The 26,782-nt window shown below is 44.0% G+C and carries 28 protein-coding genes and 1 pseudogene; 17 read left to right on the top strand and 12 right to left on the bottom strand.

Annotated features, from left to right (window positions below; genetic code table 11):
• Nucleotides 1-53: 53 nt before the first annotated feature.
• Nucleotides 54-179 (bottom strand): annotated as a pseudogene (locus AB6D07_RS16585) (AraC family transcriptional regulator); the annotation flags it as partial.
• Between the two features lie 169 nt (nucleotides 180-348).
• Here AB6D07_RS16585 and AB6D07_RS16580 point away from each other — a divergent pair.
• The 7 genes from AB6D07_RS16580 (at nucleotide 349) to purT (ending at nucleotide 7,512) form a co-directional block, all read left to right on the top strand.
• Entirely contained in the window at nucleotides 349-1,362 is a 1,014-nt protein-coding gene (locus tag AB6D07_RS16580) for a DUF2804 domain-containing protein (protein ID WP_017102194.1), read from the top strand.
• Between the two features lie 87 nt (nucleotides 1,363-1,449).
• Nucleotides 1,450-2,298 carry a sterol desaturase family protein gene (locus AB6D07_RS16575; protein ID WP_017102195.1) on the top strand — a complete coding sequence of 283 codons (849 nt, stop codon included), beginning with the start codon at nucleotides 1,450-1,452 and terminating at the stop codon, nucleotides 2,296-2,298.
• Between the two features lie 196 nt (nucleotides 2,299-2,494).
• A complete protein-coding gene (gene sbcB / locus AB6D07_RS16570) occupies nucleotides 2,495-3,919 on the top strand; it encodes an exodeoxyribonuclease I (RefSeq protein WP_017102196.1) in 1,425 nt (474 codons plus the stop codon).
• Nucleotides 3,920-3,944: 25 nt separating this feature from the next.
• Nucleotides 3,945-4,316 (top strand): CidA/LrgA family protein, encoded by a 372-nt coding sequence (locus AB6D07_RS16565; protein WP_004734867.1) that lies wholly within the window; start codon nucleotides 3,945-3,947, stop codon nucleotides 4,314-4,316.
• Nucleotides 4,317-4,318: 2 nt separating this feature from the next.
• Complete coding sequence (locus tag AB6D07_RS16560) at nucleotides 4,319-4,996, top strand: LrgB family protein (protein WP_017102197.1); 678 nt, start codon at nucleotides 4,319-4,321, stop codon at nucleotides 4,994-4,996.
• Between the two features lie 285 nt (nucleotides 4,997-5,281).
• Complete coding sequence (gene cdd / locus AB6D07_RS16555) at nucleotides 5,282-6,169, top strand: cytidine deaminase (protein WP_017102198.1); 888 nt, start codon at nucleotides 5,282-5,284, stop codon at nucleotides 6,167-6,169.
• Between the two features lie 167 nt (nucleotides 6,170-6,336).
• Nucleotides 6,337-7,512 (top strand): formate-dependent phosphoribosylglycinamide formyltransferase, encoded by a 1,176-nt coding sequence (gene purT, locus AB6D07_RS16550; RefSeq protein WP_017102199.1) that lies wholly within the window; start codon nucleotides 6,337-6,339, stop codon nucleotides 7,510-7,512.
• Between the two features lie 132 nt (nucleotides 7,513-7,644).
• Here the strand turns inward: purT and AB6D07_RS16545 are convergent, their stop codons facing one another.
• Entirely contained in the window at nucleotides 7,645-8,298 is a 654-nt protein-coding gene (locus AB6D07_RS16545) for a thiopurine S-methyltransferase (protein WP_009846951.1), read from the bottom strand.
• A 323-nt stretch (nucleotides 8,299-8,621) separates the two neighbouring features.
• Here AB6D07_RS16545 and AB6D07_RS16540 point away from each other — a divergent pair, with 323 nt between their 5' ends.
• On the top strand, nucleotides 8,622-9,398 hold the full coding sequence (locus tag AB6D07_RS16540; RefSeq protein ID WP_017059130.1) for a RelA/SpoT domain-containing protein: 777 nt from the start codon (nucleotides 8,622-8,624) through the stop codon (nucleotides 9,396-9,398).
• 330 nt (nucleotides 9,399-9,728) lie between these two features.
• Here AB6D07_RS16540 and ihfA read toward each other — a convergent pair whose 3' ends face one another.
• Together ihfA and AB6D07_RS16530 are read right to left on the bottom strand one after the other, a co-directional pair.
• The gene (gene ihfA, locus AB6D07_RS16535; protein ID WP_004734853.1) at nucleotides 9,729-10,025 is read right to left on the bottom strand and encodes an integration host factor subunit alpha; all 297 of its coding nucleotides are present in this window, start codon (nucleotides 10,023-10,025) and stop codon (nucleotides 9,729-9,731) included.
• Between the two features lie 468 nt (nucleotides 10,026-10,493).
• On the bottom strand, nucleotides 10,494-11,387 hold the full coding sequence (locus AB6D07_RS16530; RefSeq protein WP_009846953.1) for an EamA family transporter: 894 nt from the start codon (nucleotides 11,385-11,387) through the stop codon (nucleotides 10,494-10,496).
• Between the two features lie 103 nt (nucleotides 11,388-11,490).
• Here AB6D07_RS16530 and AB6D07_RS16525 point away from each other — a divergent pair, with 103 nt between their 5' ends.
• Both AB6D07_RS16525 and cqsA read left to right on the top strand, forming a co-directional pair.
• A complete protein-coding gene (locus tag AB6D07_RS16525; RefSeq protein WP_017096969.1) occupies nucleotides 11,491-12,873 on the top strand; it encodes a PLP-dependent aminotransferase family protein in 1,383 nt (460 codons plus the stop codon).
• Between the two features lie 313 nt (nucleotides 12,874-13,186).
• Entirely contained in the window at nucleotides 13,187-14,368 is a 1,182-nt protein-coding gene (cqsA, locus tag AB6D07_RS16520) for an alpha-hydroxyketone-type quorum-sensing autoinducer synthase (protein ID WP_017102718.1), read from the top strand.
• Between the two features lie 161 nt (nucleotides 14,369-14,529).
• Here the strand turns inward: cqsA and AB6D07_RS16515 are convergent, their stop codons facing one another.
• From AB6D07_RS16515 to AB6D07_RS16505, 3 genes are all read right to left on the bottom strand, one after another.
• Nucleotides 14,530-16,578 (bottom strand): response regulator, encoded by a 2,049-nt coding sequence (locus AB6D07_RS16515; RefSeq protein WP_017102717.1) that lies wholly within the window; start codon nucleotides 16,576-16,578, stop codon nucleotides 14,530-14,532.
• 271 nt (nucleotides 16,579-16,849) lie between these two features.
• Nucleotides 16,850-17,665: a TauD/TfdA family dioxygenase gene (locus AB6D07_RS16510; protein ID WP_017102716.1), complete on the bottom strand. Its 816-nt coding sequence runs from the start codon at nucleotides 17,663-17,665 to the stop codon at nucleotides 16,850-16,852.
• 334 nt (nucleotides 17,666-17,999) lie between these two features.
• Nucleotides 18,000-18,161 carry a hypothetical protein gene (locus tag AB6D07_RS16505; RefSeq protein WP_017102715.1) on the bottom strand — a complete coding sequence of 54 codons (162 nt, stop codon included), beginning with the start codon at nucleotides 18,159-18,161 and terminating at the stop codon, nucleotides 18,000-18,002.
• A 127-nt stretch (nucleotides 18,162-18,288) separates the two neighbouring features.
• Here AB6D07_RS16505 and AB6D07_RS16500 point away from each other — a divergent pair, with 127 nt between their 5' ends.
• A complete protein-coding gene (locus AB6D07_RS16500) occupies nucleotides 18,289-18,690 on the top strand; it encodes an ACT domain-containing protein (RefSeq protein ID WP_012604152.1) in 402 nt (133 codons plus the stop codon).
• Between the two features lie 106 nt (nucleotides 18,691-18,796).
• Here the strand turns inward: AB6D07_RS16500 and AB6D07_RS16495 are convergent, their stop codons facing one another.
• From AB6D07_RS16495 to AB6D07_RS16485, 3 genes are all read right to left on the bottom strand, one after another.
• Complete coding sequence (locus AB6D07_RS16495; protein ID WP_029222873.1) at nucleotides 18,797-20,683, bottom strand: methyl-accepting chemotaxis protein; 1,887 nt, start codon at nucleotides 20,681-20,683, stop codon at nucleotides 18,797-18,799.
• 477 nt (nucleotides 20,684-21,160) lie between these two features.
• On the bottom strand, nucleotides 21,161-21,304 hold the full coding sequence (locus tag AB6D07_RS16490) for a hypothetical protein (protein ID WP_017102713.1): 144 nt from the start codon (nucleotides 21,302-21,304) through the stop codon (nucleotides 21,161-21,163).
• Between the two features lie 72 nt (nucleotides 21,305-21,376).
• Complete coding sequence (locus AB6D07_RS16485; RefSeq protein WP_017102712.1) at nucleotides 21,377-21,892, bottom strand: cytochrome c; 516 nt, start codon at nucleotides 21,890-21,892, stop codon at nucleotides 21,377-21,379.
• 168 nt (nucleotides 21,893-22,060) lie between these two features.
• Here AB6D07_RS16485 and AB6D07_RS16480 point away from each other — a divergent pair, with 168 nt between their 5' ends.
• Complete coding sequence (locus AB6D07_RS16480; RefSeq protein WP_017096976.1) at nucleotides 22,061-22,684, top strand: cytochrome b/b6 domain-containing protein; 624 nt, start codon at nucleotides 22,061-22,063, stop codon at nucleotides 22,682-22,684.
• Between the two features lie 86 nt (nucleotides 22,685-22,770).
• On the opposite strand, the gene AB6D07_RS16475 is transcribed toward AB6D07_RS16480, so the two are convergent.
• Nucleotides 22,771-23,487, bottom strand: coding sequence for a DUF1826 domain-containing protein (locus tag AB6D07_RS16475; protein ID WP_029222871.1), 717 nt, complete (start codon nucleotides 23,485-23,487; stop codon nucleotides 22,771-22,773).
• Nucleotides 23,488-23,922: 435 nt separating this feature from the next.
• On the opposite strand from AB6D07_RS16475, the gene AB6D07_RS16470 reads away from it, so the two are divergent.
• From AB6D07_RS16470 to AB6D07_RS16455, 4 genes are all read left to right on the top strand, one after another.
• Complete coding sequence (locus tag AB6D07_RS16470; protein ID WP_017102710.1) at nucleotides 23,923-24,618, top strand: VC0807 family protein; 696 nt, start codon at nucleotides 23,923-23,925, stop codon at nucleotides 24,616-24,618.
• A gap of 358 nt (nucleotides 24,619-24,976) precedes the next feature.
• Nucleotides 24,977-25,252, top strand: coding sequence for an HU family DNA-binding protein (locus tag AB6D07_RS16465; protein WP_009846966.1), 276 nt, complete (start codon nucleotides 24,977-24,979; stop codon nucleotides 25,250-25,252).
• 26 nt (nucleotides 25,253-25,278) lie between these two features.
• Nucleotides 25,279-25,422 (top strand): hypothetical protein, encoded by a 144-nt coding sequence (locus AB6D07_RS16460; protein ID WP_009846967.1) that lies wholly within the window; start codon nucleotides 25,279-25,281, stop codon nucleotides 25,420-25,422.
• A gap of 299 nt (nucleotides 25,423-25,721) precedes the next feature.
• The gene (locus AB6D07_RS16455; RefSeq protein ID WP_012604160.1) at nucleotides 25,722-25,925 is read left to right on the top strand and encodes a hypothetical protein; all 204 of its coding nucleotides are present in this window, start codon (nucleotides 25,722-25,724) and stop codon (nucleotides 25,923-25,925) included.
• On the opposite strand, the gene AB6D07_RS16450 is transcribed toward AB6D07_RS16455, so the two are convergent.
• Nucleotides 25,906-26,397 (bottom strand): PaaI family thioesterase, encoded by a 492-nt coding sequence (locus AB6D07_RS16450; RefSeq protein ID WP_017102709.1) that lies wholly within the window; start codon nucleotides 26,395-26,397, stop codon nucleotides 25,906-25,908. The two genes, AB6D07_RS16455 and AB6D07_RS16450, sit on opposite strands and share 20 nt — an antisense overlap.
• A 44-nt stretch (nucleotides 26,398-26,441) precedes the next feature.
• Here AB6D07_RS16450 and AB6D07_RS16445 point away from each other — a divergent pair, with 44 nt between their 5' ends.
• Nucleotides 26,442-26,720, top strand: coding sequence for a DUF134 domain-containing protein (locus AB6D07_RS16445; RefSeq protein WP_017096978.1), 279 nt, complete (start codon nucleotides 26,442-26,444; stop codon nucleotides 26,718-26,720).
• Nucleotides 26,721-26,782: the final 62 nt, after the last annotated feature.

Genomic DNA, 26,782 nt, shown 5'->3' with positions numbered 1-26,782 from the left:
GGGATTATCTGCTAACTGCAAGATCGTTCAAGTCTTCTTAAACGATCGGCATTAACATCATTGAGTAGCCTTTCAATATCGATACCTCGTTGCTCTAACGTATTCAACAGCAGCGCGATATCTAATGTACCCAACTGATGCCGATGTCCGGTCGGCTTATACTCCGCGATAATCTCCAATAGTCTCTCCTTATATCGAGCCCATTCCCATAAACATGACTACTCAGCTTCAACAACACTACTGACAAAATCGTGATTGGTAACGCGCTCTTGTCCGAATATGACCTCCCAATTCTACGCTACTCATCGCACAATGGCTTTAGTTGTTAAAATAATGTGAACCATCGCAATGATAAAAACCAACCCAGCCCCACACAGTTTGATTGATTCTAATGGTCAGCCGATCATTGGACATTTCGATGACATCCCCAAACACCTGAACATCGAGAGCTTTGACTACCGAAACTCGATGGATTCAAAAGCAGCCCCTTGGCAGAAGCACTTCCACTACAAACAATTTCAATTTGTCAGCATCGTCACCGAAACGCACATTATCGGCGTGGCAATCGCGGATATTCGCTACTTAGGCTCGGCATTTTGTTATCTGTACGATATTGAAAACAACCATCTAGAAGAGTCATCTTGGTTGAGGCCATTAGGGTTTGATAAACAAGTTACCGCTTCGCCATTTGACGGCACGACAAACATTGCAGGCCAAAGCATCATCTTTAATATTGAAGGCGGACAATGGCAAGTTCGATTGAATACCATACTCATCAAGGCCGATATCGCTTTAGAGCCTGAAACCGACAGCTTGCCCATGGCGATGTGCAGCCCAACGGGTTATTCAGGTTGGACTTACACTCAAAAGCACAATGCTTTGCGCATCAGCGGTGAAATCCAAATCAAAGGAGAATCACTCGTTCTCCAACAAGCTCGTGCCGGTTATGACTTTTCAGCGGGTTACATGAGGCGTGAGACCAGTTGGCGCTGGGCAAGTATCAACACGCAATCCAATGGCACAGATATTGGCCTAAACCTCGCGGCGGGCGTGAATGAGACTGGAGGCTGCGAAAACGTGTTATGGGTCAATGGAACCAGACACTTGCTTAACCCGGTACAGTTTACGTTCAGTCGCCAAGACACGAACTTGCCTTGGCAGATAACATCACAAGATGAACGTATAAACCTGACCTTTACGCCCTTAAATAACCGCAGCGAAAAGCTCAATTTATGGCTGTTAAAGAGTAACTTTCGTCAGTTCATTGGTCACTTTTCTGGCTCGATTGAAGACAACAATGGAGTGACACATCAACTCGATGGTGTTCTTGGCCTAACAGAAGATCACTTTGCTCGCTGGTAACGTAATTCTGCTGATTGAATCTCAGGCGAGCAAGTCTAAGTAAACTTGATACTAAGAACGCGTATAGCGTCTCAACAAGGATAAAACATGAATATCGACGCATTAATCAATCACCCAGAATGGCTACTGCTGGTATTAGCGCCCTTATTCGTGGTGTGCATGTTGGCTGAGTATTTTATCGGTCAGAAGCAAGGTCGATTGCCAGATAATTCCAGCTATAAACTTTCAGAAGTGATGTGTAACTTCACGCTTGCGGGAATGCATCAACTCTCCGATTTGATCACCGGGTTATTGGTCGTGCAGTTGTATCTCTTGATGTTTGGTTGGCGTTTAATGGACATCGACATGGGCGTGCTGAGTTTCATTGTGTTGATGGTGTTGCAAGACTTTTGCTATTACTGGTTCCACAGAGCAAGCCATCGTGTTCGCTGGATGTGGGCCGCGCACGTCGCGCACCACAGTTCAGAACAGATGAACTTTAGCACAGCTTTCCGTCAGAGTTTGATGTATCCACTTGCTGGGATGTGGCTGTTCTGGGTGCCGCTCGTCATCATAGGTTTCGACCCTAAATGGGTGATCTTTGTGGTCCTTCTCAACCTAGGTTTACAGTTCTTTGTCCATACACAATGGATACGAAGCTTGGGGCCGCTTGAGTACATCTTTAATACCCCGTCGCATCATCGAGTACATCATGGTAAAAACCCGCAGTACATCGATAAGAACTACGCCGGTGTTTTAATCATTTGGGATAAATTGTTTGGTACGTTCGAGCCTGAAATTGAAACCGTGCGTTACGGCGTCACCAAACCCGTAAACAGTTTTAACCCTATAATCGTCACCTTTCAAGAATGGAAGGCTATATTCAAAGATTTGAGAAACCGAGAGCTAACCATGAAACAGAAAGTCCGGTTGATACTCTCGCCTCCGTCAGATTAAACGAGTAATAGATAGTAACAAACCGCCACAATGCGCTCCAAAGGCATACCCACGCGGCTCGGTTGAATAGTAAAGCACCGTTTTACGGCAATTTATTTGTGATCTGGGTTGCACGTGTACCGCATACTATCAGATACTGAACAAAACTAACCTTCAGCCACAGTAAATGTTCCACGCTTACTGTTCAGGAAATTCAATGAGTTCAGATAATCAGCCGACCTACTTCTTTTTCGATTACGAAACGTGGGGCGTTAGCCCAGCAAAAGACCGTCCGAGTCAGTTTGCGGGTGTTCGTACCGACCAAGATTTCAATGTTATTGGAGAGCCTCTGGTTATCTATTGCCAACCTCCTGCTGATTACCTCCCTGCGCCTGAAGCTGCGCTGATCACCCGTATCACGCCACAGAAAGCGGCTTCACAAGGTCTCCCTGAGCCAGAGTTTATCGCTAAGATCCATGCTGAGTTGGCCAAACCAAACACCACAAGCCTTGGTTACAACAGTATTCGATTTGATGACGAGGTAACGCGTTACACCTGTTACCGAAACTTCATCGACCCATATGCGTGGAGCTGGCAGAACGGCAACTCTCGTTGGGATCTACTCGATGTAATGCGCGCTGTTCACGCACTGCGCCCTGAAGGCATTGTTTGGCCAGAGAACGAAGAAGGTTATCCAAGTTTCAAACTGGAACACTTATCTGTGGCAAACGGCATTGAACATGAGAACGCGCACGATGCAATGGCCGATGTTATTGCGACTATCGAGTTGGCGAAGAAGCTAAAAGCTGCACAACCTAAGATGTTTGATTATCTCTACAACATGCGCCACAAGCGTAAGTTGAATGAGCTTGTCGACATCGTAAACATGACACCTCTAATGCACGTGTCAGGCATGTTTGGCCGTGACTGCAACTACACAAGCTGGGTTGTGCCTATGGCTTGGCATCCAACCAATCAAAATGCGGTTATCGTGGTTGATTTAGCTAAAGATCCAAGCCCACTGTTAGAACTGGATGCTGATGAACTCAGAGAAAGGCTCTACACCAAGCGCAGTGAACTGGGTGAAGACGAGCTACCCGTGCCAATCAAATTGGTTCAACTGAACAAGTGCCCTATTCTTGCTCCAGCCAAAACGCTGACGGCTGAAAATGCCGAAACCATTGGCATCGATCGCCAACAATGCTTGAAGAACTTGGCCCTGTTGCGCGAACACCCAGAGATCCGCGAAAAACTCATTGGCCTGTACTCTCAAGAGCGCGAGTACGAAAAAAGTGATGATGTTGATACCCACCTTTACGACGGTTTCTTTTCACCTGCTGATAAAACAGCGATGAACATCATTCGCGAAACTGACCCAAATAACTTGGCAGCTTTAGATATCACCTTCGGTGATGAACGTATTAAACCGTTACTGTTCCGTTACCGTGCTCGTCATTTCCCATGGACGCTAGACGAAGCTGAACAACTGAAATGGGCAAACCATTGTCGTGAGTTTTATGAGTGCCGTTTAGAAGAGTACATGGTCAACCTTGAAAACCTCGCGCACGAACATGAAAGTGACGAGAAGAAAATGGCTATCTTGAAGGCGGTTTATCAATACGTAGAAAAGTTAGCTAGCTAATTCCATTATCAAGAGACGTAACACTTTGAAAGAAAGATTGATCCAGCTGGTTTACTGCTTAATCTCCTTCACCTTAATCATAGGTGCACTTACAGCAGGTAACGCGTTACAGCACTTTTTGGATACCTCAATCCCAGGCAGTATTTTTGGCATGTTGATTCTGTTTGCCGCCATGGTGATTGGTATTGTTCCTTCGCACTGGGTACAACCCGGTGCAAGCTTGATTATCCGGCTAATGATCTTACTGTTTGTTCCGATCAGTGTAGGGTTGATGGATCACTTCGACATGCTTATCGCAAACGCATTGCCAATTATGGCGAGCGCCGTTGGCGGCACGTTGTTGGTGTTGGTGTCTTTATCATGGTTCTTAGACCGCTTGCTTTCGAGAGGTAACTGATCATGTGGATTCTACTCACCATCGTGGTATTCCTGTTTGCTCGCTGGGTAAGTCAAAAAGTAAACTCACCGCTGTGTAATCCCCTGCTGATCAGCATTGGTATCATCATTCCGATACTCACGTTCTTCAAAGTACCGTTTGAGACTTACTATGCGGACAACACCTGGATTACTTACATGCTTCAGCCTGCTGTTGTTGCCCTTGCTTATCCGCTTTATGAGCAGCTACCTCAAATCAGAGCCAACTGGCGCATCATCACCTTTGCTTGCACGCTAGGCAGTGTGATGTCGATGACAACGACAGCATTGATCGCAGTGGCTTTTAAAGCGGACTTGAGTTTGATTGCGAGTTTATTAGGTAAGTCAGTCACCACACCAATTGCGATGGAAGTATCGAGCCATTTAGGTGGTGAAGCAGCGATTGCGGCAATACTGGTATTGATTGTTGGTCTATTTGGGGCAATTTTTGCTTATCCAATCTACAATCTCATTGGTATTAAGAGCCCTATCGCGCGTGGTTTAACCATGGGCACGGTATCTCACGCATTAGGTACTGCGACATGTGCTGAAAAGAACCAAGAAGATGCAGCATTCAGCTCTCTAGCGCTTGTGCTTTGTGGCGTCATTACCTCAATCATCGCACCGAGTATATTTTCGCTCGTGGTTTGGCTCTATTCTTAACTAAAACCTCACCACACGAATCAGCCCAACCAGAATACTGTTGATTTCAGTGCCTGCTTGGGCTTTTTATTCGCATTTAATCAGCAATAGCAGCCAAGTCGCGTCCTGTTTAGGCCAATAAGTGCGATATCAACGATGGTTTTTGCGCTTGCAATCGATTTCATCTGTGACCTCACTCTAATTATGCAAATCAATGTAACAACAACAATACAATAGTGATCGTTATCACAGAAAATTCCTACACATTGCATAAAATTAAAGCCTAAGGTCAAATAAGGATTCAACATGAACAGTCGTATTACCCTGGCGCTGGAAAGTGCTCCAACAGCAATCAAAGCACTTTTGAGTGACATCGTATTAGCAGACAACTTTGACGCGACATTGTCTCCAGAACAATTTGCTAGCCTCCTGCAAGCAAGTGGTTTAGCGGATGACGAGCTACGTATTGCGCTACTTCCTTTTGCCGCTGCGTATTCTTACGCGCCGCTATCTGAATTCTATGTGGGTGCCATCGTGCGTGGCCTATCTGGTCGTCTGTACTTCGGTGCAAACTTGGAAATTGCAGGTGCGCAACTTGGTCAAACGGTTCATGCTGAACAATCAGCCATCAGCCACGCGTGGATGAAGGGTGAAGAAGGCCTTTCTGATATCACGATCAACTTCAGCCCTTGTGGTCACTGTCGCCAATTCATGAACGAATTGACGACGGCAAAAGAACTTAAAGTTCAATTACCACAGCGTGATGAAATGTCACTGCAAGAATACCTACCTGACTCTTTCGGCCCTGCTGATTTAGGTGTAACAACAGGCCTAATGACAAAGCTTGATCATAAGTACACGACCGAAGAAACAACACCTATTGTTGTAGAAGCGCTAGCAGCACTAAACCGCAGCCATGCGCCTTACACAAAAAACCTAAGTGGTGTTTCGCTACAACTGACGTCAGGTGAAATTTTTACGGGTGCTTACGCTGAAAACGCAGCGTTCAACCCGAGCCTACCTCCTCTGCAAGTCGCGTTAATTCAACTTAAACTGGCTGGCTTCGATTTTGAACAAATTGAAAGTGCAGCTTTGGTTGAAATCGCCGAAGGTAGCATCAGTCACCTAGCGGATACGCAATCTACATTAGAAGCGATTAATCCCGACATTCCAGTGACTTACTTAGCAATCTAAGTACATCTAATTAACAAAAATTCAAATAAGCAGCCCTATTTAACGGGGCTGCTTTTTTTATACCTGTAATTAACGCAACAACTTGCGCAAACGTTTGCTTTTATCATTGAAATAAGTATGATCACCCCGTTTTCAATCAATCGTTCAAAAGATCGGAAGGAATTTCTATGTTTGGTACTGCTACTCGTGAAAATGCTACTCGTGTACTTCTATTAGGTTCAGGTGAACTCGGCAAAGAAGTTGCTATCGAGTGCCAACGTTTAGGTTTGGAAGTTATTGCTTGTGACCGTTATGCAGACGCACCCGCGATGCAAGTTGCGCATCGTAGCCATGTATTAGACATGTTAGACGGCGATGCACTTCAAGCGATCATTGAACTAGAAAAGCCAGATTATGTGGTTCCTGAAATTGAAGCTATTGCCACCAGCAAGTTGGTAGAGCTAGAAGCACAAGGCTTAAATGTCGTTCCGACTGCGAATGCGACCAAGCTAACGATGAACCGCGAAGGTATCCGTCGCCTAGCGGCAGAAGAGCTAAAACTGAGCACTTCTCCTTACCGCTTTGCAGACACCTTTGAAGACTTCGCTGCCGCTGTTGAATTCGTGGGCATGCCTTGCGTTGTTAAGCCAGTAATGAGCTCTTCAGGTAAAGGCCAAAGCGTAATCAAAACAGAAGAAGACATTCAAAAGTCTTGGGACTACGCACAAGAAGGCGGCCGTACTGGCGCAGGTCGTGTGATCGTTGAAGGCTTCATCGACTTTGATTACGAAATTACGCTACTTACCGTTCGCGCAGTCGACGGTGTTCACTTCTGTGCGCCTATCGGTCACCGCCAAGAAGATGGTGATTACCGTGAATCATGGCAGCCACAAGTCATGTCAGACAACGCACTCAAAACAGCGCAATACACCGCTGAACAAGTGGTTAACGCATTAGGTGGTCACGGTATCTTCGGCGTAGAGCTGTTTGTCAAAGGCGATCACGTTATCTTCAACGAAGTATCCCCTCGCCCACACGATACTGGCTTAGTGACTCTTATGTCTCAAGACTCATCGGAATTCGCACTGCACGTACGCGCGTTTACCGGTTTGCCGATCAAATCCATCACGCAATACGGTCCGTGTGCATCAGCGGTTATCCTTGGTCAAGGCACTTCAACCAACATTCGTTTTGAAGGTCTTACAGAGGCGCTAGACGCACCACAGACGCAAGTTCGCTTGTTTGGTAAACCTGATATCGATGGTCGCCGTCGTCTAGGTGTGGCGCTTACTCGTCGCAACAGCACTGAGACTGCGATTGAAGATGCAATTGAGAGTGCTTCTAAAATAAAAGTGATTTACTAGCCAGCTATTCAATTCTGAACAATCACGAGTTCACATCTGAACAATAAAAAAAGACGGGCTATCGAGCCCGTCTTTTTGTTCGTTTTAGCTGTTGGCGTTAGCTATTGGCTTAAAAGCAAACTCAGCTTAAGCTTAAGCGTCAGACTCAATCAAATACACTTCTTCACTGAATCGAGACAAACCTTTCTTCGCAATCTTTGGGTGTTCATCATCTGCGATATCTTGATTCAACAAAGTGATCTTATAACCTGCAAATAACTGATCGATCTCTAGCTTAGGTACGCTAAACGGAGGCCCTGCCATCTCACTTTGATCGTAATCCAATGTCACCAATAAGATTTTGCCGCCTGGCTTTAACAGTTGCTTCAAACGCTCTACATATTGCACGCGCATCTCTTCAGGCAATGCGACTAAAGACGCGCGATCGTAAATGGTATCGACAGGCTGGATTGGCGCTGAGAAGTAATCGCCCGTGTAGATGTTCAGTTCATCGAATTGATACAGCTCGTGCTGACCACTGATTTGAGTCACAGTCGGGGTGTAAAGGTGCTCTGCAAAAAATGCGCGAACCGCAATCTGACTTAACTCGACACCTTGAACATCTTCATGCTTTGAAGCTAGCCAAATCAGATCTTCACTTTTGCCACAAAGTGGAACAAACACACTCTTCTCGTAGCTAGGCTCAGTCTTTTCCCAAAATTTAATCAGAAGTGGGTTTACATCTTCGAGGTGGAAACCAATTTGGTTGGCTGCCCATTTATTGTGCCAAAATTCAGGATTATTCATCTTTCGTTCATGTTAAACAGTCATAATGCAAGGGTACAGTATAGAGAGGTAAGAGCAACCTTAGCTTGGTTTAAAGTACCAAATTGGTTTCGATGAAATCAGAAACTGGCTAAGTTCAAAGTTCTAATAATTGCGGAACTAACGGTTGGATTATTTGTCTATATCTTCACATTTTAAAGCAATATTAAACGTTAGAGTTGGTTTCTGTCTTAGCTAGCCCCATTTAATATGTAGTGAGTTTAGTTAAGCTGTTTTTACTCTTGTGCGTTACTGGTTACCCCTTTTAACTACCCGTTTTTGTAACCTTGTATTTTGGAGTTTGAATGAGTGTATTTCTCCGTACGACGGCCCTAATGCTATTGGTATTGAGCCGAGCGCCTGCATTCGCAGCAGCACCTGTTTCAACAAGTTCGACTGATCAAACGCGCACTCCTGCGCAAAACCAAGTTTCATCAAACGTATTCCGTCATAGTTTGAGCGGCCTTTACGGCATCAAAGCCTTCGACTCACGCCCGACTCAGCCTTACACCGACTTCGATATTCTGTACAGCAAAGCACATCAAGGCCAAGCTGAACTAGAAACTATCTGTAAAAGTACTGCCCTACTCACCAATTCTGAAGCGCTATTTGCTGGCGTTAAATCTCAAGCTCGTGCAGAAGAAAAAATCGCCCTTGAGCTTGATGGTGATGTAACAAAAATTACCGACTTAGCCCGTGCAACTATCATCGCGAACGATGTAGAAAGCTTGGTTGAAGTTTACGAAGCGCTAAGCCGTGAAGCAGACGTTGTTAAGCTGAAAAACAAGTTTAAGTCACCAGCCGATTCTGGCTACCGTGACCTTAACTTGTTGGTTCGTTTACCTAAAACCAACATCATTGCAGAGGTTCAACTTCACTTGAAAGCGATTGCTGATGTGAAAAGTGGCCCTGAGCACGAACTCTACGAAATCATCCAAGGCATTGAGCGTCACGCAATTGCAGAACATCGCCCAATCAACGATATCGAAGCGGCACAAATCAATAGCCTAAGACGCCAATCTTTAGAGCTTTACCAACAAGCATGGCAACCGTACATTACCACGCACATTAAAGCGGCATAACCACTGGCATAAACGCTTACCATAAACAAGAACGACAAAGGGCTGCATAATCGCAGCCCTTTCTTTTTATTAGTGCTCTCGCGTTGCTTTCATTAGTTCATTAGTTCATTAGTTCATTAGTTCATTAGTTCATTAGTTCATTAGTATCAGAAAGCAAAATATAGGGGATGTCACTATTAGTGGTTAACGAAAAGGGTGGTTAACGAGAAGGGTAGCTAAGAAAAGGGAGTAAGGTGATACCACTAAGAGAAACTAGTGACAAGACAGTCAGCAAATGATGCATAAGACGTAGATACAAAAAGACCACGCTAGGCGTGGTCTATTGCTTGGCTACTTCTCGATTTTAATATTTTCGACTCGGGCCTTCAGTTTTTGTCCCGGTCTAAAAGTAACAACACGTCGAGCAGAAATTGGAATGTCTTCACCAGTTTTCGGGTTACGACCAGGTCGCTCGTTTTTCTCACGAAGATCAAAGTTACCAAAACCAGACAGTTTTACCTGTTCGCCATTTTCAAGTGCCTTACGAACTTCTTCGAAAAACACTTCAACCGTTTCCTTGGCATCCCGCTTGCTGTATCCGAGTGTTTCAAACAGGTTCTCAGCCAAATCGGCTTTAGTGAGTGCCATAAAACTTTCCTCAAAGCTATGTTATACATTGCTACCATCTTCAGTAGCGCCAAAGCATTTACCCTATTCAATCAATGAGATAAGGTCATTTACAAGGAAAGTGTATGCCAAGCTTCTGATTTTCGCCAACTTTTTTATCTCATCAATTTAATTATTCTTTCAAATCAGGAAGATAACTCCCTTGTAAAGTCACATATATAGCTAAAAAACACCTAACCAACAGGTACGATGTGATATTATATCCCGCAAAACCCAACATAATAAGAATTTAAAACTTTAGTGTTCTGAAAGATAATTTTTGAGACCTCTATCCTATACCCAATAAAATCAGCCACTTGATTTGATATCAAACTCAACAGAGGTTACTAAGTAACCATTATTAAATATGATATTTGTATCATTTCAGAATTTAATTCGAATTAGTCAATCCTTTCGACAATGCTATTCTGCTGTGTTTTTAGAAAACGCTCAATCAATCGTCTTTATTTCCCTAAGAGGTCTTACGGTTGTCTTAGCAGGCTTCACTATCAAACCTATACCGACTAGAAACAGTACAGATGCCACAACTTGAGCGACTGATAGCACTTCGTCATACATAAAGTAACCACTGATCAATGCGAATATAGGTACTAGCAAGGTTAACGGCGCTGTCGTGCTTAACGGATATTGAATTAACAGTTTATTCCACACCCAGTAACCGAATAGCGTGGTTGGGTAAGCCTGAAACAACACAGCAATCGTTGCGTTCCAATCCCATTGTTCTATCGCCTGCCAAATAATTTGGTCACCGTGCAGCATCACCGCAAACAACACTAATGGAACTGGCGCAAATAGCATGCCCCACACGTTAAACGCAAAAGCCTGAGTGGTTTTAGACGCTTTAACAATCACGCCCATTAACGTCCAACTACACGCTGCGATCATAATAAGAATCACGCCATTAACAGTGACATTGCCCGTTGCTGCGGAAACCAGCACCGCCAACGCGCACATGGCTAACATCGCACCCATTAACTTGCGAACCGACGCACTTTCTTTGAAAACCCACACGCCAACCGCCATACCAATTAGCACATTGGTTGAAAGCAACACCGACGAAAGCCCCGATGAGAGCCCAGCGGTGATTGACCATGAAGCCATGCCCCAGATGCCCACACCAAACACAAAGCCATAACTCACTAAATAACGCCACGCGACATTCGGTCTTGCTACAAAAAATATCACCGGAATCACCGCTAGCGAGAAACGCGCGGCGGTTGCCAACAACGGATGAACATTGGTTACACCCATTTTGATCATCGAGAAATTGAATCCCCAAATTGCCATCACGAACACCGCTAACAACAAATCATTTCTTTTCATACTGACCCCTCCTTTGTTTTGAATGAGTATCCCTTGATCAACAAAACCAGTACAGATACAATTTTTACAATAAAAACCAGTACAGTTAACAACGGTCGTGACCATGAGCATCTACAGAAAGCTAGCCAATCAGTTTATTGATGAGATTGAAACGGGGAAAAGACCCGAAGGTGGACGCATGCCTTCGCTGCGTCAATTAGCTAAACAACAAGCCATCAGCATGTCGACCGTGGTGAGCTGCTACCAAGAACTCGAATCACAAGGCTGGATACACTCTCGACCGCAAGCAGGGTATTTTGTTTCTCCTCATAAACCTGCTCGTTCAACCCCAGAGTGGGCACAGTTTGAAAGTAAAGTGTCGAGCGTCAAGCTAACCTCATCGACTCACAACTCAATCAATGGATCTTTAGGGGTGTCTAGCACCGCCAATGATGAACAGTCGATTGTTGAACTGGAACGCAGTTTTCGCCGCGCTATTCGGCGTATGAGCAGCAGGCTAAACCATTACCCAGATACACAAGGTGAGCCAATGTTACGTCAGGCATTATCCACTCACTTTGCCAAGCTCGATGTACACTTTTCACCTGAAGAGATGGTGATTACTGCAGGCTGTATGTCTGCGATTAAGGCAGCACTTGAATCGTGCACCAAAGAAGGCGACACCATCGCGATTAGTTCACCTTGTTTCAACGGCATTCTGGAGTTGCTCGGAAAGATGTCGCGACAAATCATCGAGATCCCATCTCTGGATGACGGTATCGACTTGCAACAATTGGAAGCGCATTTGAAGAATAGACAAGTCGATGCCGCGATTTTTTGTACCTCTCATATGAACCCTCAAGGGATCAACATGTCGGCTAGTCAAAAACAAAAGCTTGCTGAATTAGCGAATCACTATCAAGTACCGATCATTGAAGATGATGTGTATCTGGAACTTTCTTATTCCTCACACACTCCACTCCCCGCGAAATACTACGACAAAGGCGGCTATGTACTATGGTGTGGTTCAATATCGAAAAGCTTGTCACCGAGTTACCGATTAGGATGGTGCTTACCAGGGAGGTTCATTAACGAATACAAGGCTCAGTTTTCTGCTGCAAGCTATGGCGTCGCCCTACCCACTCAGCTTGCAGTTGCTGACTTTATCGAATCTGGTCAATACGCAAAACACGTTAGAAGAAGGTGTACTCAGCTTCTCTCTTTGCGCCAGCAATACCTAAGTTATTTGGCTCAGCACCTTCCTCAAGGAGTAAAGATAAGTAACCCGCAAGGTGGCATGGTACTTTGGCTACAAATACCAAATTTGAACCAATCAAGCTTTGCTCAGGCAGTTGCCGACCACAACATTGATATCAGGCTTGGGCACCTGTTTAGCACTCATGACCTTTACAGCAATTGCTTACGCATCAATATTGGTTACTCGTTAGAGGGAAAAGCCAAGCAGGAATTGAACGACTTAATCGAACTGATTCACGTTCATAGCTAATACGTTCCAGTTCTTAATACGTGCCAGTTCATAATACGCAGCTAGGACATCAAAGCTTTTCAGAATCGACTTTTTCATGGTCACTAGAACACCGAATTTTAATAGCCTTCTATCATAAAAAAGAAGGCTATCATTCCTATCTGATCTAGGTTAAAGCCCCGCACCGTAAGGAAAATGACTCGCTTCGATACCTTTAAATACTGAGTTTGCTAGCACATACAAAATTATGCAAACTGACTAATGACACATCACTTTTTAACTTCAATATACAACCGCCGGCGCTGGCGTTTTCCCGTATTTGAAGAGAATAATTATGAGTGATACAACAACAAACAAACCACTACCTTCCTTTATCGAAGAACGCTTGAACTTCTATATTCAAGACCTCATTACCCAGAACCAAAGCCAAAAGCACTTGGTATTGGGTAAACGACCTCAGCGCAACGCCGTCGTGATGCAGAGCAATGATTACTTAGCACTGTCACACAACAAACCGATTCAAGACGCCCATCAAGCGGCGATTATCGAACACGATGACAACGTAGTGATGTCTGCAATTTTTTTACAAGATGAAGAGTCTAAACCTGCGTTTGAAACTGAGCTCGCGAACTATGTCGGAATGGAGAGCTGTTTGCTTTCTCAGTCTGGCTGGGCGGCCAATATTGGGCTATTGCAAACCATCTGCCCACCGGGCACACCTGTATACATTGACTTCTTTGCACACATGTCGCTTTGGGAAGGCATTCGCGCTGCAGGCGCCCTCGCCCACCCGTTTATGCATAACAATATGAATCACCTGCGCAAACAGCTAGAGCGCCACGGCTCAGGCGTTATTGTGGTCGATTCGGTTTACAGTACCATTGGGACCATCGCCCCACTACGCGACATCTACGAAATGGCGCAGGAGTTTGATTGTGCCGTCGTCGTTGATGAATCGCATTCATTGGGCACGCATGGGGAAAATGGTGCCGGCATAGTTCACGCATTGGGCCTTACAAACCAAGTCGACTTCATCACCGTAAGTTTGGCTAAAACCTTTGCTTATCGTGCAGGCGCGATCCTTGGGCCAAAACTGCTTTCAGAAACCTTACCGTTTGTTGCTTATCCCGCGATTTTCAGCTCGACCGTGTTACCACAAGAGGTGGTCCGTTTAGAGAAAACATTAGAGGTAATCAAAAGTGCAGATGATAAACGACAAGCTCTGTTCCTGCGTGCTAAATCGCTGACTACGGGTCTAAAACGAATTGGCTTTAATATCCGCAGCGAGTCTCAAATTGTTGCGTTGGAGTGCGGCAATGAGAGAAATACAGAGCGAGTGCGCGACTTCCTTGAAGAACGGAATGTGTTCGGTGCGGTGTTCTGCCGCCCCGCTACGGGCAAGAACAAGAACATCATCCGATTTTCAGTGAATGCCGATATGACACCACGAGACATTGACCATGTGCTCACAGTTTGTCACGAAGCGTACCATCACCCAGAGTTAGAGTTCGTATAACTCTGTACACACCAATTCTATAACTAACACAAACGGCAGGACTGAATAGACGCTATCATGTCGCGATACAAAAAGAGCCCAGCGAATTGCTGAGCTCTTTCTTGTGTTCATCTATTTATCTATTCATCTAGTTCAGCTGGATAACCGGACGGTACAACCAATCAAATCCAGTGTGCAATTTTATCGAACAGTCGGGTTTTATCCGCTGGCTTCACAATAAAATCTGACATGCCTGACGATTCCATTTTTTCCAATGTCACTGGGGAACTGTCGCCTGTGTGAGCAATAATCGGCACTGTAGAGTATTCTTTGGCTGCACTGCGGATTCGACGAGAAGCTTCAATACCATCCATAATTGGCATCTCGATATCCATCAGAATCAAATCAACATCCTCGGTATCCAAAGCATCTAACGCTTGTTGGCCATCTTCTTTCTGTACAACGTCAAAGCCCTGTTTTTCCAATAACATTGCGGTAAAACGGCGCAAAGATTCGTTGTCATCCACCACCATTATCGTACGTTTATTAGTCGCCTCTAGTGGTTTCACAGCAACCGATGGCAACACGTAATTAGAATCGAAAAGTAAGCGCTCGATGGTGGCTTTGGTATTCAGTAGCCAAACTTGTGTTTCCACCCAAATCGGTTCAAAAGCAACGTTACGAACACGCTTAATGGGATGATGCTCATACAAATAGATGATTCTCGCTTCAGTGAACGATAGCAAAGATTCAATTCTATCGAGGTAATTGGCTCTTAAATCTAAGCTCTCCATATCAACGAAAATCAAGTCGAACTCAAATTGATATTCCTTATTTTTAAGTGCTGATACAACGTCTAATACGGTGAGGTCAAACCCCATAAAACGTGATGTCTCAGTAATTTTATCAGAGAGTACTTTCTGGTCACTCACCATCAACACTGTCTTTAGCTTAGTGAGCTCACTCTTAATTTCGTTCACAGAGTGAGAAATCAAAGATGGAAAAGTCATCGTGAACTGTGTCCACTGTTCCACCTCAGACTTACACTTGATCTCTCCACCAAACGACCGCATTACCTTCTGACAAAATGGCAAACCTAAGCCGTAGTTACCTGATTGGCCGGTGGTGTAAAAATCCTGGAAGATACGTCGAATGACATCGTTTGAAATACCAGCTCCGTTATCGGTAACCATAATTTGATTGGTCACGTCATCACTGCACATGGTGACATGAATATGAAAATCTTCAGGGCTGCGATGATGGAATGCGTTCTTGAACAAGTTATACATCACGTACTTCAACAAGGTATCACTGCCCAAGAAATCAAAGTTGCTTTGTACATCTAAAGAGATCGCTGATTTATCAGCTGAGCGCTTATAGTTAAAGCTATCTATCGCCCCTTCAACCACCGCTTGAGCTGAATGTTTCTTGAACGTAGAACGAGATACTCGGTTTTCATCAATTGAAGTCAATAGCAGATCAATCGTCTCGTTACCTGAGTGAATAATCTCCATCGCTTCATCACCCACTTCACGTAACTGTATAACTTCTTCATTACTCAAAGCGTATTGCCCTTGGTGGCCACCACTTTTCGGATTCGGCAATATGGACTGCATAACATCAATAGATGTCAGTAAACCACTTAGTGGGTTTCGCATCTCATGCGCGATACCAGCTCCAAAAGATTTCGCCAATGACACCTTATTCTCATGTTCCACCTGATTACGGAAGTAAAATAAGTTACCGAACAAATAGATAAATAAGAAGATTGGCACATGCGTCCAATCCATGGTGAGCTCTAAGTAGAAGCCTTGTGCCACCCACGCACACAAGGTAGCAATCCCTATCCCGGCGAAGGTTTGTGCAAACATCACTCGGGTGACGTGAACTAATAGAATATGGAGGAAAATAGCCGACATGAAAGACATAACCCATACGTTGGACCAGTTATTCATCAGCAGCATGTAAAAGAAAAAACACGGTAAGCAGAGGGTAATAGCGACTTGATAATAAGCCGGAAGGTACTTTCGCCAATCAAATGGAATACGATTACGAACAACAATCCCAAGGAACAATACCGAGCAAAACAGACGCACGGCTAAATTTTCATAGGGTTGCGGAAACAAGAATTCCCATACAATGTAGTAAGCAGGGAAACCGACAAAGCCCATCCAACCCACAAGGGTTAGGTTAGGTTCTGCGTACTGATAAACTTTACGAATCGCGTTCATACAAATACTTTATTTACTAAGCCCTAACGTTTACAAAGTCTAAAATTTGATGTTGGTTCTTATGTTTTCCGCTGAGTATATTACACATCACCTCAGAGCAGTGAGCTTTCAATCAAATATGTATCAACGCTTTTGATTTTATTATGACTTAGATGAATAAAGTCTCGGTTTCATACTTTAACTCAGACAACATCCCTAAGTGATTCAGATTTATACGCTCACGCCTACACCAATAACGCGCCTTAGCAAGTGCTGCGCCTCTTCGTTTGCATTATGTCACTGTAACGCGATGCATCTTTCTTGGAGTATCGCCGTAATCAATCACCGCGTAATGTTGCGTGACCCTATTGTCCCAAATAGCCATTGATCCCCTGTCCCATTTGAAACGGACTTGAAACTCAGGGCGTCGTGCAATTTCAAACAGTTGGTTAAGTAAAATATCACTCTCTTGTCGGTCAAGTTCGTTGATATAACGGGTAAACTGCTCATTGATATAAAGTGTTTCTTTACCGGTTTCCGGATGGCTCTGAACAACAGGATGAATTACAGGTGGATTTTGCTGCGCGGTTTTAAGTAGTGATTTGTGCCAATCAAGCTCTATCTGATCTGGCTCAACTCCCTCGAAAGCCACCAGCGAATGAGTCGCAGACAACCCTCTCAGTTTTGCTTTCATGTCTTCATCTAATGACTCGAAAACCGCCGTCATCGAACACCAAATCGTATCCCCACCGGTGCTTGGAATATGTTGAGCATGCAACAAAGAAGCTTTCGATGGCACTTTGCGCCAGGTTAGATCCGTATGCCAATAGCTTTCCATGGGTGCATTACCACGGGTTGTTTCGATGACACTCACCTGAGGTGCGCTTTCGACGCGAGGAAAGAAGGGATGCGCAAGCTCGAGCTGTCCAAATCGCTCTGCAATCATCAAGTGTTGTTCTGGTGAGAGTACTTGATCACCTAGGAAGATTACTTGATGGGTAATCAGCGCCTGATAAACCTCATCGAGCTCAGTCACACTGCATGTGGCGAGATCGACTCCATGGATTCGCGCACCGATATGAGGGGTAACTTGTTCTATTTTCGCCATACTTTTTCTTTTTGGTTTTCTCTAAGTTGAGTTGGAGACTGAGACTGAGACTGAGACTGAGAGGAATAGCCTGTTATTAAACCGGACAAATACAACATTTCTTTCAACACTGTACGTTCCAAAAAAAAGTCTCACTTTAATAAGAACAAGGCCATCTAAAAAAAGAGCCCCTACATAGGAGCTCTTTTCGTTTTTTGATACTTCCTGTATCCATAGACAAGTCCAATCTGTAGTACTTTCACTGAAAGCCAGATCATCGATATCTCCAGTTGTGTATCAACTTAAATGTAACACAATCTCCAGGCTTTTCTAAAACACAACAGAGATAATGAGTTTAGTCCCACTCCATCTCACCACTTAGCACTTTGGCACCCAGTTCTAGATCGCCTTCTGTTGCCTTGAGTTGTGGGTATGCTTTCTTCATGTAATCACAGATATCAACAGACGTTGGATTGCTTGTGCTTACCAGTGCGTTTTCAATATCTGCAAGATGCAAGCAAGCTCGACATTAACGATACTGATGTGGAATAAGTATTATTAATTTTACTTATGCAGAACTAAATTCTATCTTGGCTGCATTATACAACACCATAAACAAACGCAATTACGCAGGGAAAAAGACGATGACCGCCATTACCGATTTAGACATTCTGCTAAAGTCCATGTCACCAGAGCTCATTGAAGGTGATTATGTTTTTTGTACTGTAGACGGGGGATTGGGAGATTATGTTCAACTCGAACCAATCGCGACCTTTCGTGAAAAGGAAAGTTTAACACTGGTTCTTGAAGAAGGCGTTGCGACCAAAGCTCAGTTAGACTTCGACGGTGTATTTAGCCTGATAACTTTATCGGTCCACTCGAGTCTTGAAGCGGTTGGATTAACAGCGGCTTTTGCCACCAAGCTAGGTTCATACGGCATTAGCGCCAACGTAATTGCTGGTTATTACCATGACCATATCTTCGTTCAGAAAGAGAAAGCAGAAGCTGCAATGAGTGCGCTGAAAGAGTTTTCAGAAACTGATTAATAAATAATTTGATTACTCACAAATACAAAAAAAGCGACGTAATCTACGTCGCTTTGACTTATTGCTTAACAATCACTCACTGATCAGGCATCAGTGAGTGAAACAGTTAAGCAAGCTTAAAAGTCGCCACTTTGTCACTTAAACCAGCGGCTTGGCTCTTAAGTTCGTTCGACTCAGTTAAGCTGTCCTGTGCGCCCACAACTAAGTGGTCGGTAACATCTTTAATGGTCGTAATGTTCTGAGTAATTTCACCCGTCACGTGCGTTTGCTCTTCTGCTGCGGTAGCTATTTGAGTCGCCATATCACTAATCAAAGCCACCGCTGTGTTGATCTCTTCTAGCGCATGTGAAGCTCGGTCGGCATCTTCGACGGAATGTATTGCCAGTTTCGAGCTGCTCTCCATAAGATCAACCGCTTGAGCCGTTGTGCGTTGTAAAACATCAATCGTTGACTTTATCTCTTCTGTTGAAGAGTGAGTTCGTTGAGAAAGCACACGTACTTCATCTGCAACTACAGCAAAACCACGACCTTGTTCACCAGCACGCGCCGCTTCAATCGCAGCATTCAAAGCAAGCAAGTTAGTTTGCTCTGCAATACCTTGAATCGTAGCAAGTACCGTTGAAATCTCTTGAGCATGCTTGTTTAGCTCGCTGATCACGTTGCCCGCCTCGTTCACTTCATTGGCGAGGTTATTGATAGAACCTTTAGTATCGACAACTAGGGCGTGACCGCTATTAGTGCTTGTCGCAGAGTCTTGTGCCGCTTTTGCGGTTTGCTCAGCATGCGATGCAATCTCTTGCGTTGCACTCGCCATTTCCGTTACAGCCGTCGCCACCATGGTGATCTCTTGCTGTTGATGATTAAGCTCATCCACCGAACGATTCGCTCGCTGAGTACTTTTCTCTGACTGGCTGTTAAGCTGCTCTGATTGTCCACGAATATGACCAATCAACTGCTGTAAACTTCCTACAAAAGTGTTGAAGTTCTGTGCTAGTTCTCCTACTTCGTCTTGGTTCTCAACATGAATACGCTGAGTTAAATCACCACTACCATTAGCGATCTGCGCCAGGGCTTGAGACACATGGTTCAACGGACGGAACAGAATAGTACACAGCAGGTTAAACAATATGGTACATACAATAACGACCAACAGTGTCACTAATACTTGGCCAAACACAGCATCAAATAACGGTGCAACCAAAGAGTCATGATTAACAACACTGATAGTAATCAGGCCTGTTCCATCAATCGCACGTGCGTACAGTACATAGTCGCTGCCATTTAACTCGATAGCCGTGTCTTTACCGCTAGTCAGTGCCTTCTGTACATCAGCAAAATCTAGCCCTAGCGAGCTAATGTTCTCGTTCAGCAACTTTGTATCAGCGTGCGTGTAAACCGTGCCTTTGTTGGTCGCGATAAACATGTAGCCTTCACCTGGAAGAATCACTTTTTCAAGGCTGTTTAGAATGTCGGTAATTTCTACATCGGCCCCCAAAACGACCTGCTGACCATGCAGTTGCATTGCAGTACCCAACGACACAACGTTCGCCCCAGTTGCCGCGGCAACCGTTGGGTTATCCATGAACACCTTACTTGGGTTCGCAACCGCATTGGTGTACCAACCCCATACGCGTGGATCATCATTGCCCGGTGGCAACACTACGCCATTCGCATTTTTTTGCGAGCCATCAGGGAACGCTAAGAACACATTATCAAACGCCCCTGAATCACGAACCTGCTTCAGGTGAGTCACCAAGCTTTCTTGTGTTGACTCCTTCGAAAGTGAAGTAAGCGCACGTTCTTTGGATAAGATCCAATCCGATACATATTGATTGTAAGAAGCTGATGCACCTTCTAAGCGCTGTTCAACTTCAATATCCAACCGTTGCAATGAAGCACGAAAAGACAATACTTCGACCAAAATCCCCCCCAGGATAATGGCCATGCTGGCAGAGATCGCCAGCTTATTTTTAAGCGAGAGTTTCTTGAACATAGGAAACCTATAATTTGGAAGTAAAAACCGTGGTGACAAATTTGTCACCAACACAGTTTGCAAGCACCATTTATTTTACGCTTTAAAATAAATTAATAAACCATCCAAGGCTAATATCAGCAATATATGTGAGTAGGGGCACGCATAGCGAGACATTCACCAAGTAAATTATTGATTGTATGAGAAATCATACCGAACAGCCTGTTGGAGGGCAATTAAGTTAAATACGCTCAGCATAGCGTTGTTACCTAGACGAAAAATAGCAAAGGACCCAACACATAACGTTCAGCCCTTTATTTCTTGTCATTTAAACCTAACGGCATTCTTATTTCTATCAGATCAACACTTATATTCGATTACTTAGATTTCACCGAAATTGGGGTTAGTTAATAATCGCTTTAATTACTTTACTAACTATTAGTTTTGTCAGTTATTGTATTTTCACTTTCCCAATACTAACTCAATAACCAACGACTACTAGTTATTCGTCACAGACAGTTTGTAGCCCAAATGTTGAACATTCACATCAGCGTAGCCTAGAGCAACGGCATAGTCTGCTGCGTTTGTGAAAGCAGAAAACATGATTGAAACGGCTAGTGTTATAAACATACTCATTTTCATATTTTGTTCCTTTTTGGATAAATAGTTTTAACTGGTTAAATGGGGTTAGTTAGTTGAGCGGACTGAATGTTATTACCAACGTGAGCGATATGAACGATGGCAGCTTTTACAAGTCGCCTGCGCTGCTTCTAACCCTGATTCCACCAGTGATACATTACCTTGTTGGCTACCTTGATAGAGTTCTTGGAACCCTTGATTCATTTGACTTAGTAGTCGTTGGAATTTTTCAGGCTCACTCCACACACTCTCTTTAGCTTTACTTCCCTCTTGGCTGCCCACCGGAAATGACGTCAATAACAATTCGCTATGAGCTGTTAACTCTAAACTCGTTTCTTCTAATACCTGCCAACTCGTATCGTTGCCATCTAATGAGTCTTTGGCTTGCTCAATCAAGGTTTCAACTTGTGTAAATGCGTATTGGCGCTGTTCAATTTGGCTCGAATGATCTTGTGATGCCAAAGCGTGGGTGCTAAGTAAAACGGTTGTAGTACACAGTAGTCTCACCAATCTCTTGTGCATCATTCTCTTGTTCATATTGATCTCTCCTCGCTTCATATAGCTTTTGTTGTCTGGTTTCGATACAGACATCGATGATTCGTTTCGATGTTCCGTTTTGCTCTGATGTCTGTGTTTCTTTGATGCCTGTGTTTCCTTGATAAAATCAATTTACACAGCAATAGTTGCAATTGCAACTATTGCTGTGTAAATTACTGTAAAGCGAACAGAGATTAAATAAACAAAAGAGAGAGTGAAACTATGAAGATTTGGGATCTATCAACTCGCCTATACCATTGGACGCAAGCGGCGCTTTTCATGGGGTTAATGGCATCGGGCATTTCAGGTAATGGACCCCACGTTCAACTTGGGCTAGCACTTATGACATTAATCGTTTGGCGATTGGTCTGGGGTTGGGTGGGTAGCGAAACGAGCCGGTTCAGACAGTTTTTACGATCACCTAAATCAGTAGTTCGTTATTTATTAGGAAAAGAAAAAGAAAAGCCAGGCCATAATCCTGCTGGCGGTTGGATGGTTGTTACACTGTTATCAGCTTTAACTATTCAGTGTGTTTCTGGTTTAGCCTTAGCAGGGCTTCTTGATCACTTACCCTATGCAAATATCTGGTTGAATGACTCCGTATTTTCATTATTAGAAAACATTCACCTCACTATGATAAAAGTACTTCCAACTCTGATTGCGGTACACGTCCTTGCCGTTTTGTTCTATAAATTACGCTCAAAACCATTAACTTGGGCAATGGTCACTGGCTTCCAAAGAAAAATCGAACTTAATGGCAGTGTTGCGTTTGTTTCTCAATGGCGTGCGTTAGGCGTACTAGCTTTAGCGGCGCTGCTCATCATTATGCTGACAGTGTTGGCGTAAATTAATAGGTTTGACGAGTATAAAACCGGATGTACAAAAGGGGTAAGCCGACGACTTCTAAAAATCGTCTCGCGAATAGAGCGCGACTAACCAAAATCTAACGTCAGCAACAATCGCGTCTCGTTAAATGAAGTTACGGGTGAGCAATGCACCAGACCCGCGTTTTCGTTGCCACTCCATCGCTCCCCTTTAAGCAATGCCACATCACCACTCGAAAGTTGCTCGATATCCGACTCATGACTGTACAAGCCTGACTCTGAATCTGGCTTTCCGTTACTCCCTCTTCCTAGCTTCGTACGGTCGACCAAGTCGTTTGGCAGCCATTGAGTGGCAACACCATGATAGGTAGTCACTAAACGGCAAGGGACTTGGTCAACATGGAAGCGTGGACACATCGCTTTATTCAGAACCGCTAAACGGAGCCCTACTTCTTCAAGATCAAACAAACAACAGAACATATCCACCAGCTCTACCATGTTTTCTAGTAGTGCTTTAGATGCGGTTTCGTCGGTAGCAAACTCCAATTTCTCATAGGCGTTGTCTGGAGACAGGCTCATAGATTTACTGAAGTTTGGATTCAAGGCGATAAATTCACTGATTGCCATTGTTAAATCTTCATCGAATGTACGCTGCCAAATCGCAATATTGACATCGCTTCGATAGATGTCTGCTAGCACTGTTGGCTGCTCAGAAGCGCTAAAGCATGGATCATGATTCGCCTGCTCCTTGATACTCGCAGCAGAACCAATGTTAGGTGGCTGGTTATTATTGGTTGTTACAGGTTTCGTTAACACGGCATCCATTACGTCATCTCCTTGATACATGCTTGATGTTTTCCTCTTACCGATACGAACGTTATTCTCAGTAAGAGTGATATTTTAGTTATGTTATAACATAACTAAAATATCACAAGCAACTTGCCGTACATGTTTCCAATTATATGGATATGCGTTTGCAGCCTTAGGTAACTTGATGAATGTGGATCACTGCAGAAAAACGCGAAAGCTTAGCTATGGCGTTCATATAAATTGACTCAGCAAGCAACTGCTTTCACACCATAAGCCCCAAGTTAATCGAGAACTCAGACACGAAAGTGTTGAATTACGCGTTCTATAAGTTCAGAGATGTCGTTGATGTCACATGTCGTTACACAGCATGACGTCTTAAGGCTTTACATCTTGAGCGAGGTAAACAACAATCCCTGAGAATAAATCCATAACATAATGTATTTAGAAATTATGAGCAGCACAGAAAACAAAAAATCGAGTCCTCTTTTCGAAGTCGTATTTAACGTCTTTCTTCCTTCATTCATCTTAATGAAGTTCAGTGGAGAGGAGCACCTAGGAACTGGCTTAGCACTACTTGTCGCGCTTGCCTTCCCTATTGCTTACGGTGGTATGGAGTTAGTCCGCAACAAGAAGTTTAACTTCATCGCGGCACTTGGCTTTGTCAGCGTACTATTAACCGGCGGTATTGGCTTCTTCGAGCTCGACACTCGTTGGTTAGCATTAAAAGAAGCACTAATACCCGGCCTAATTGGTTTAGCGGTTCTTGGCTCAACCTTCACTCGCTACCCGTTTATCCAAAAAGTTATCTTTACGCCAGCACTGTTAAACATATCTCTAATCGAAGAGCGTTTAAGACAGTTTGGTAACCAAGCAGAGTTTAATCGTTGCCTAATGAAGTCAAACTACCTATTCGCTAGTACCTTCGCGTTTTCTTCTGCGATGAACTACTTTCTAGCGACTTGGATTGTGACTAGCCCAGCAGGTACTGCAGCTTTTAATGAAGAATTGGGTAAGTTGACACTTTACAGCTACCCGGCCATCGCTATACCAAGTATGTTGATGATGTTAGGTATCTTCTACTACATTTGGCGCCAAGTTCGCTCGATGACTTCGCTAGAAACGGAACAGATCTTTATTACTAAATAATTTTCGTTGCGTTAGCTCCGAGTACAAAACCGCTTCAAAAAAGCATGAGCCCAGCACACACGCTGGGCTTTTTTGTCTGTTCTGCATACAGAAAAATATTAACTTTCGATTGATATCATGAATTAATTTAAACAAAACGATGTTCATTTTCATGACTCACTGTCCATAACTGGCCGAAAACAAGTAATAGTCAATGATTTGCATTGAATGAGGCGTGATATGTTTTTATAATCAACTTCGTTTGTTACTTTACAAAGTTCAATCCTAGCAATGACATAACTTCAGTTCATATTGGTCATATTTAACCAATAGTTTGCAAAAACCAAACGCCAGACGAACTCGACAAGGAATTTAAAACATGAACAAATCTCAATTAGTTGAACACATCGCAACTTCTGCTGACATCTCAAAAGAGCAAGCAGGCACAGCACTCAATGCACTCGTTGAAGGCATCTCGACTACGCTTGCTAATGGCGACGATGTATCTATCCTTGGATTTGGTAGCTTTAAAGTGAATAGCCGCGCTGCTCGCACTGGTCGCAATCCAAGAACTGGAGAAGAGATTCAAATCTCAGCGTCAAAAACACCAGCATTTAAAGCAGGTAAAGCACTAAAAGAGACATGCAACCTGTAAGATAGAAAATACAAGGAAGGTTACCGATGACAACTAAGGAAAAAACAAAAACGAGCCGCAGTAAAAAAGCCGGCAAGTCAACCAAAGCACAAGCAGAAGGGCCTAAGGCTCGTCAACGCATTGAAGAGCTGCTCGAAGAGCGTGAATTAGCCAAACTGTTAGAGCTGTAATTAAAGATTTACATGATGGTTTGTTGTCATTCAAATGCCACTGCAGATTTGCGGTGGCATTTTAGTTTGAAGAACAAGCCCTAGCGGCTCACTCTTCTTCCCCCTTTCAATCCCCTCTTCACTTTTAATCCCCCTCGCTTTCAAAAACGAAACTTTAGCTTACTGGCTTTAAGCTGATATCGCGTTGACGACCATGCTTGAGAAGCGCATGATTTTATTTCGAGCAGAATAGTTTTTTGGCCGTGTAGCCCACCCCATAATTGTTTCTGTGCAACGTACCCTATTGAACGGCAGGTCACATGAATAAAATTGTTATGTTAGTAATGGGGCTGCTTTTTACCAGTCGATTGTTCGCTAGTATTGTGCCGCATGTTAGTCAACTTGAGCATGATGCACCTATTCTACTTCGCTCAGCGTTGATCGTAGGTGTTTCGGCTTATGCCGTCTGGACAGCGTTCAAATACTTCAAAAAGAACAAAGCTTCTAGTTCAGATCAAATCTAGGCGGTGCTGACATGAACTGACTCTTTGCCGACGAACATAACTTCCCGCACTGCGTAATTTGGCTTTCGAGGAAATAAAGATTACGTCTGCTTTTCACCCATTGAGCGCGAATTTCGAGTTCCTGACCAATGGCGATTGGATGGTGAAAGCGAGAAGTTAAACTCACCGTCATCGCATTGATATTGTTATGGAACAAGCAATACAACATCGCGCTGTCGTGTAACGCAGTAACAATACCCCCCTGCATAATACCGTCGTAGCCCTCAGCTTTATCTGTTGGTACAATCTTGGCTATAGCTTCATACTTAGTTAAATTTTCATGCTTAACTGGCGTTTCATGCTTAGCTAGCGTTTCGTACTGAGCCAAAGTCTCACCTTCGCCAATAGCTTCAAAACAAATGGGACTGTCTGCGAAAAAACCTTGGCTGCACACTTGGCAACGCCGATGGTTGTGAGGAATGAAAACCTTCATACTTACCCTTATTCCTGTGTACCCTTAGATTCCTAGAGATTGATATGGCTCGACCAAAAAAACATCGTCAATTATGTACCCGTGCGGCTTACTCATGCTTTAAGCCTAATGGCGTTCCTATGGACGAGCTTCATAAAGAAGAATTGCTATTAGAAGAGTTAGAAGCCTTACGCTTGGCTGATCAAGAAGGATTGAGCCAGCTTGAAGCCGCCGAGCAGATGCAGGTGTCTCGCCAAACGTTCGGCAACATCATTAAGCGAGCACGTACCAAAGTCGCCAAGTGCATCGTCAACGGCCATGCGTTGGTGATTCAAGGCAGTTAATTCACGTGTTAGCCAGAAGTTATTTAACTCAGCGAGCGAGAACTCTTGATACTTAACTTGAT

Source organism: Vibrio sp. 10N.239.312.C11 (genome assembly GCF_041466065.1).
In the GTDB taxonomy this organism is placed as follows: domain Bacteria; phylum Pseudomonadota; class Gammaproteobacteria; order Enterobacterales; family Vibrionaceae; genus Vibrio; species Vibrio tasmaniensis_A.
This window is presented reverse-complemented; position numbering and strand designations above follow the sequence as displayed.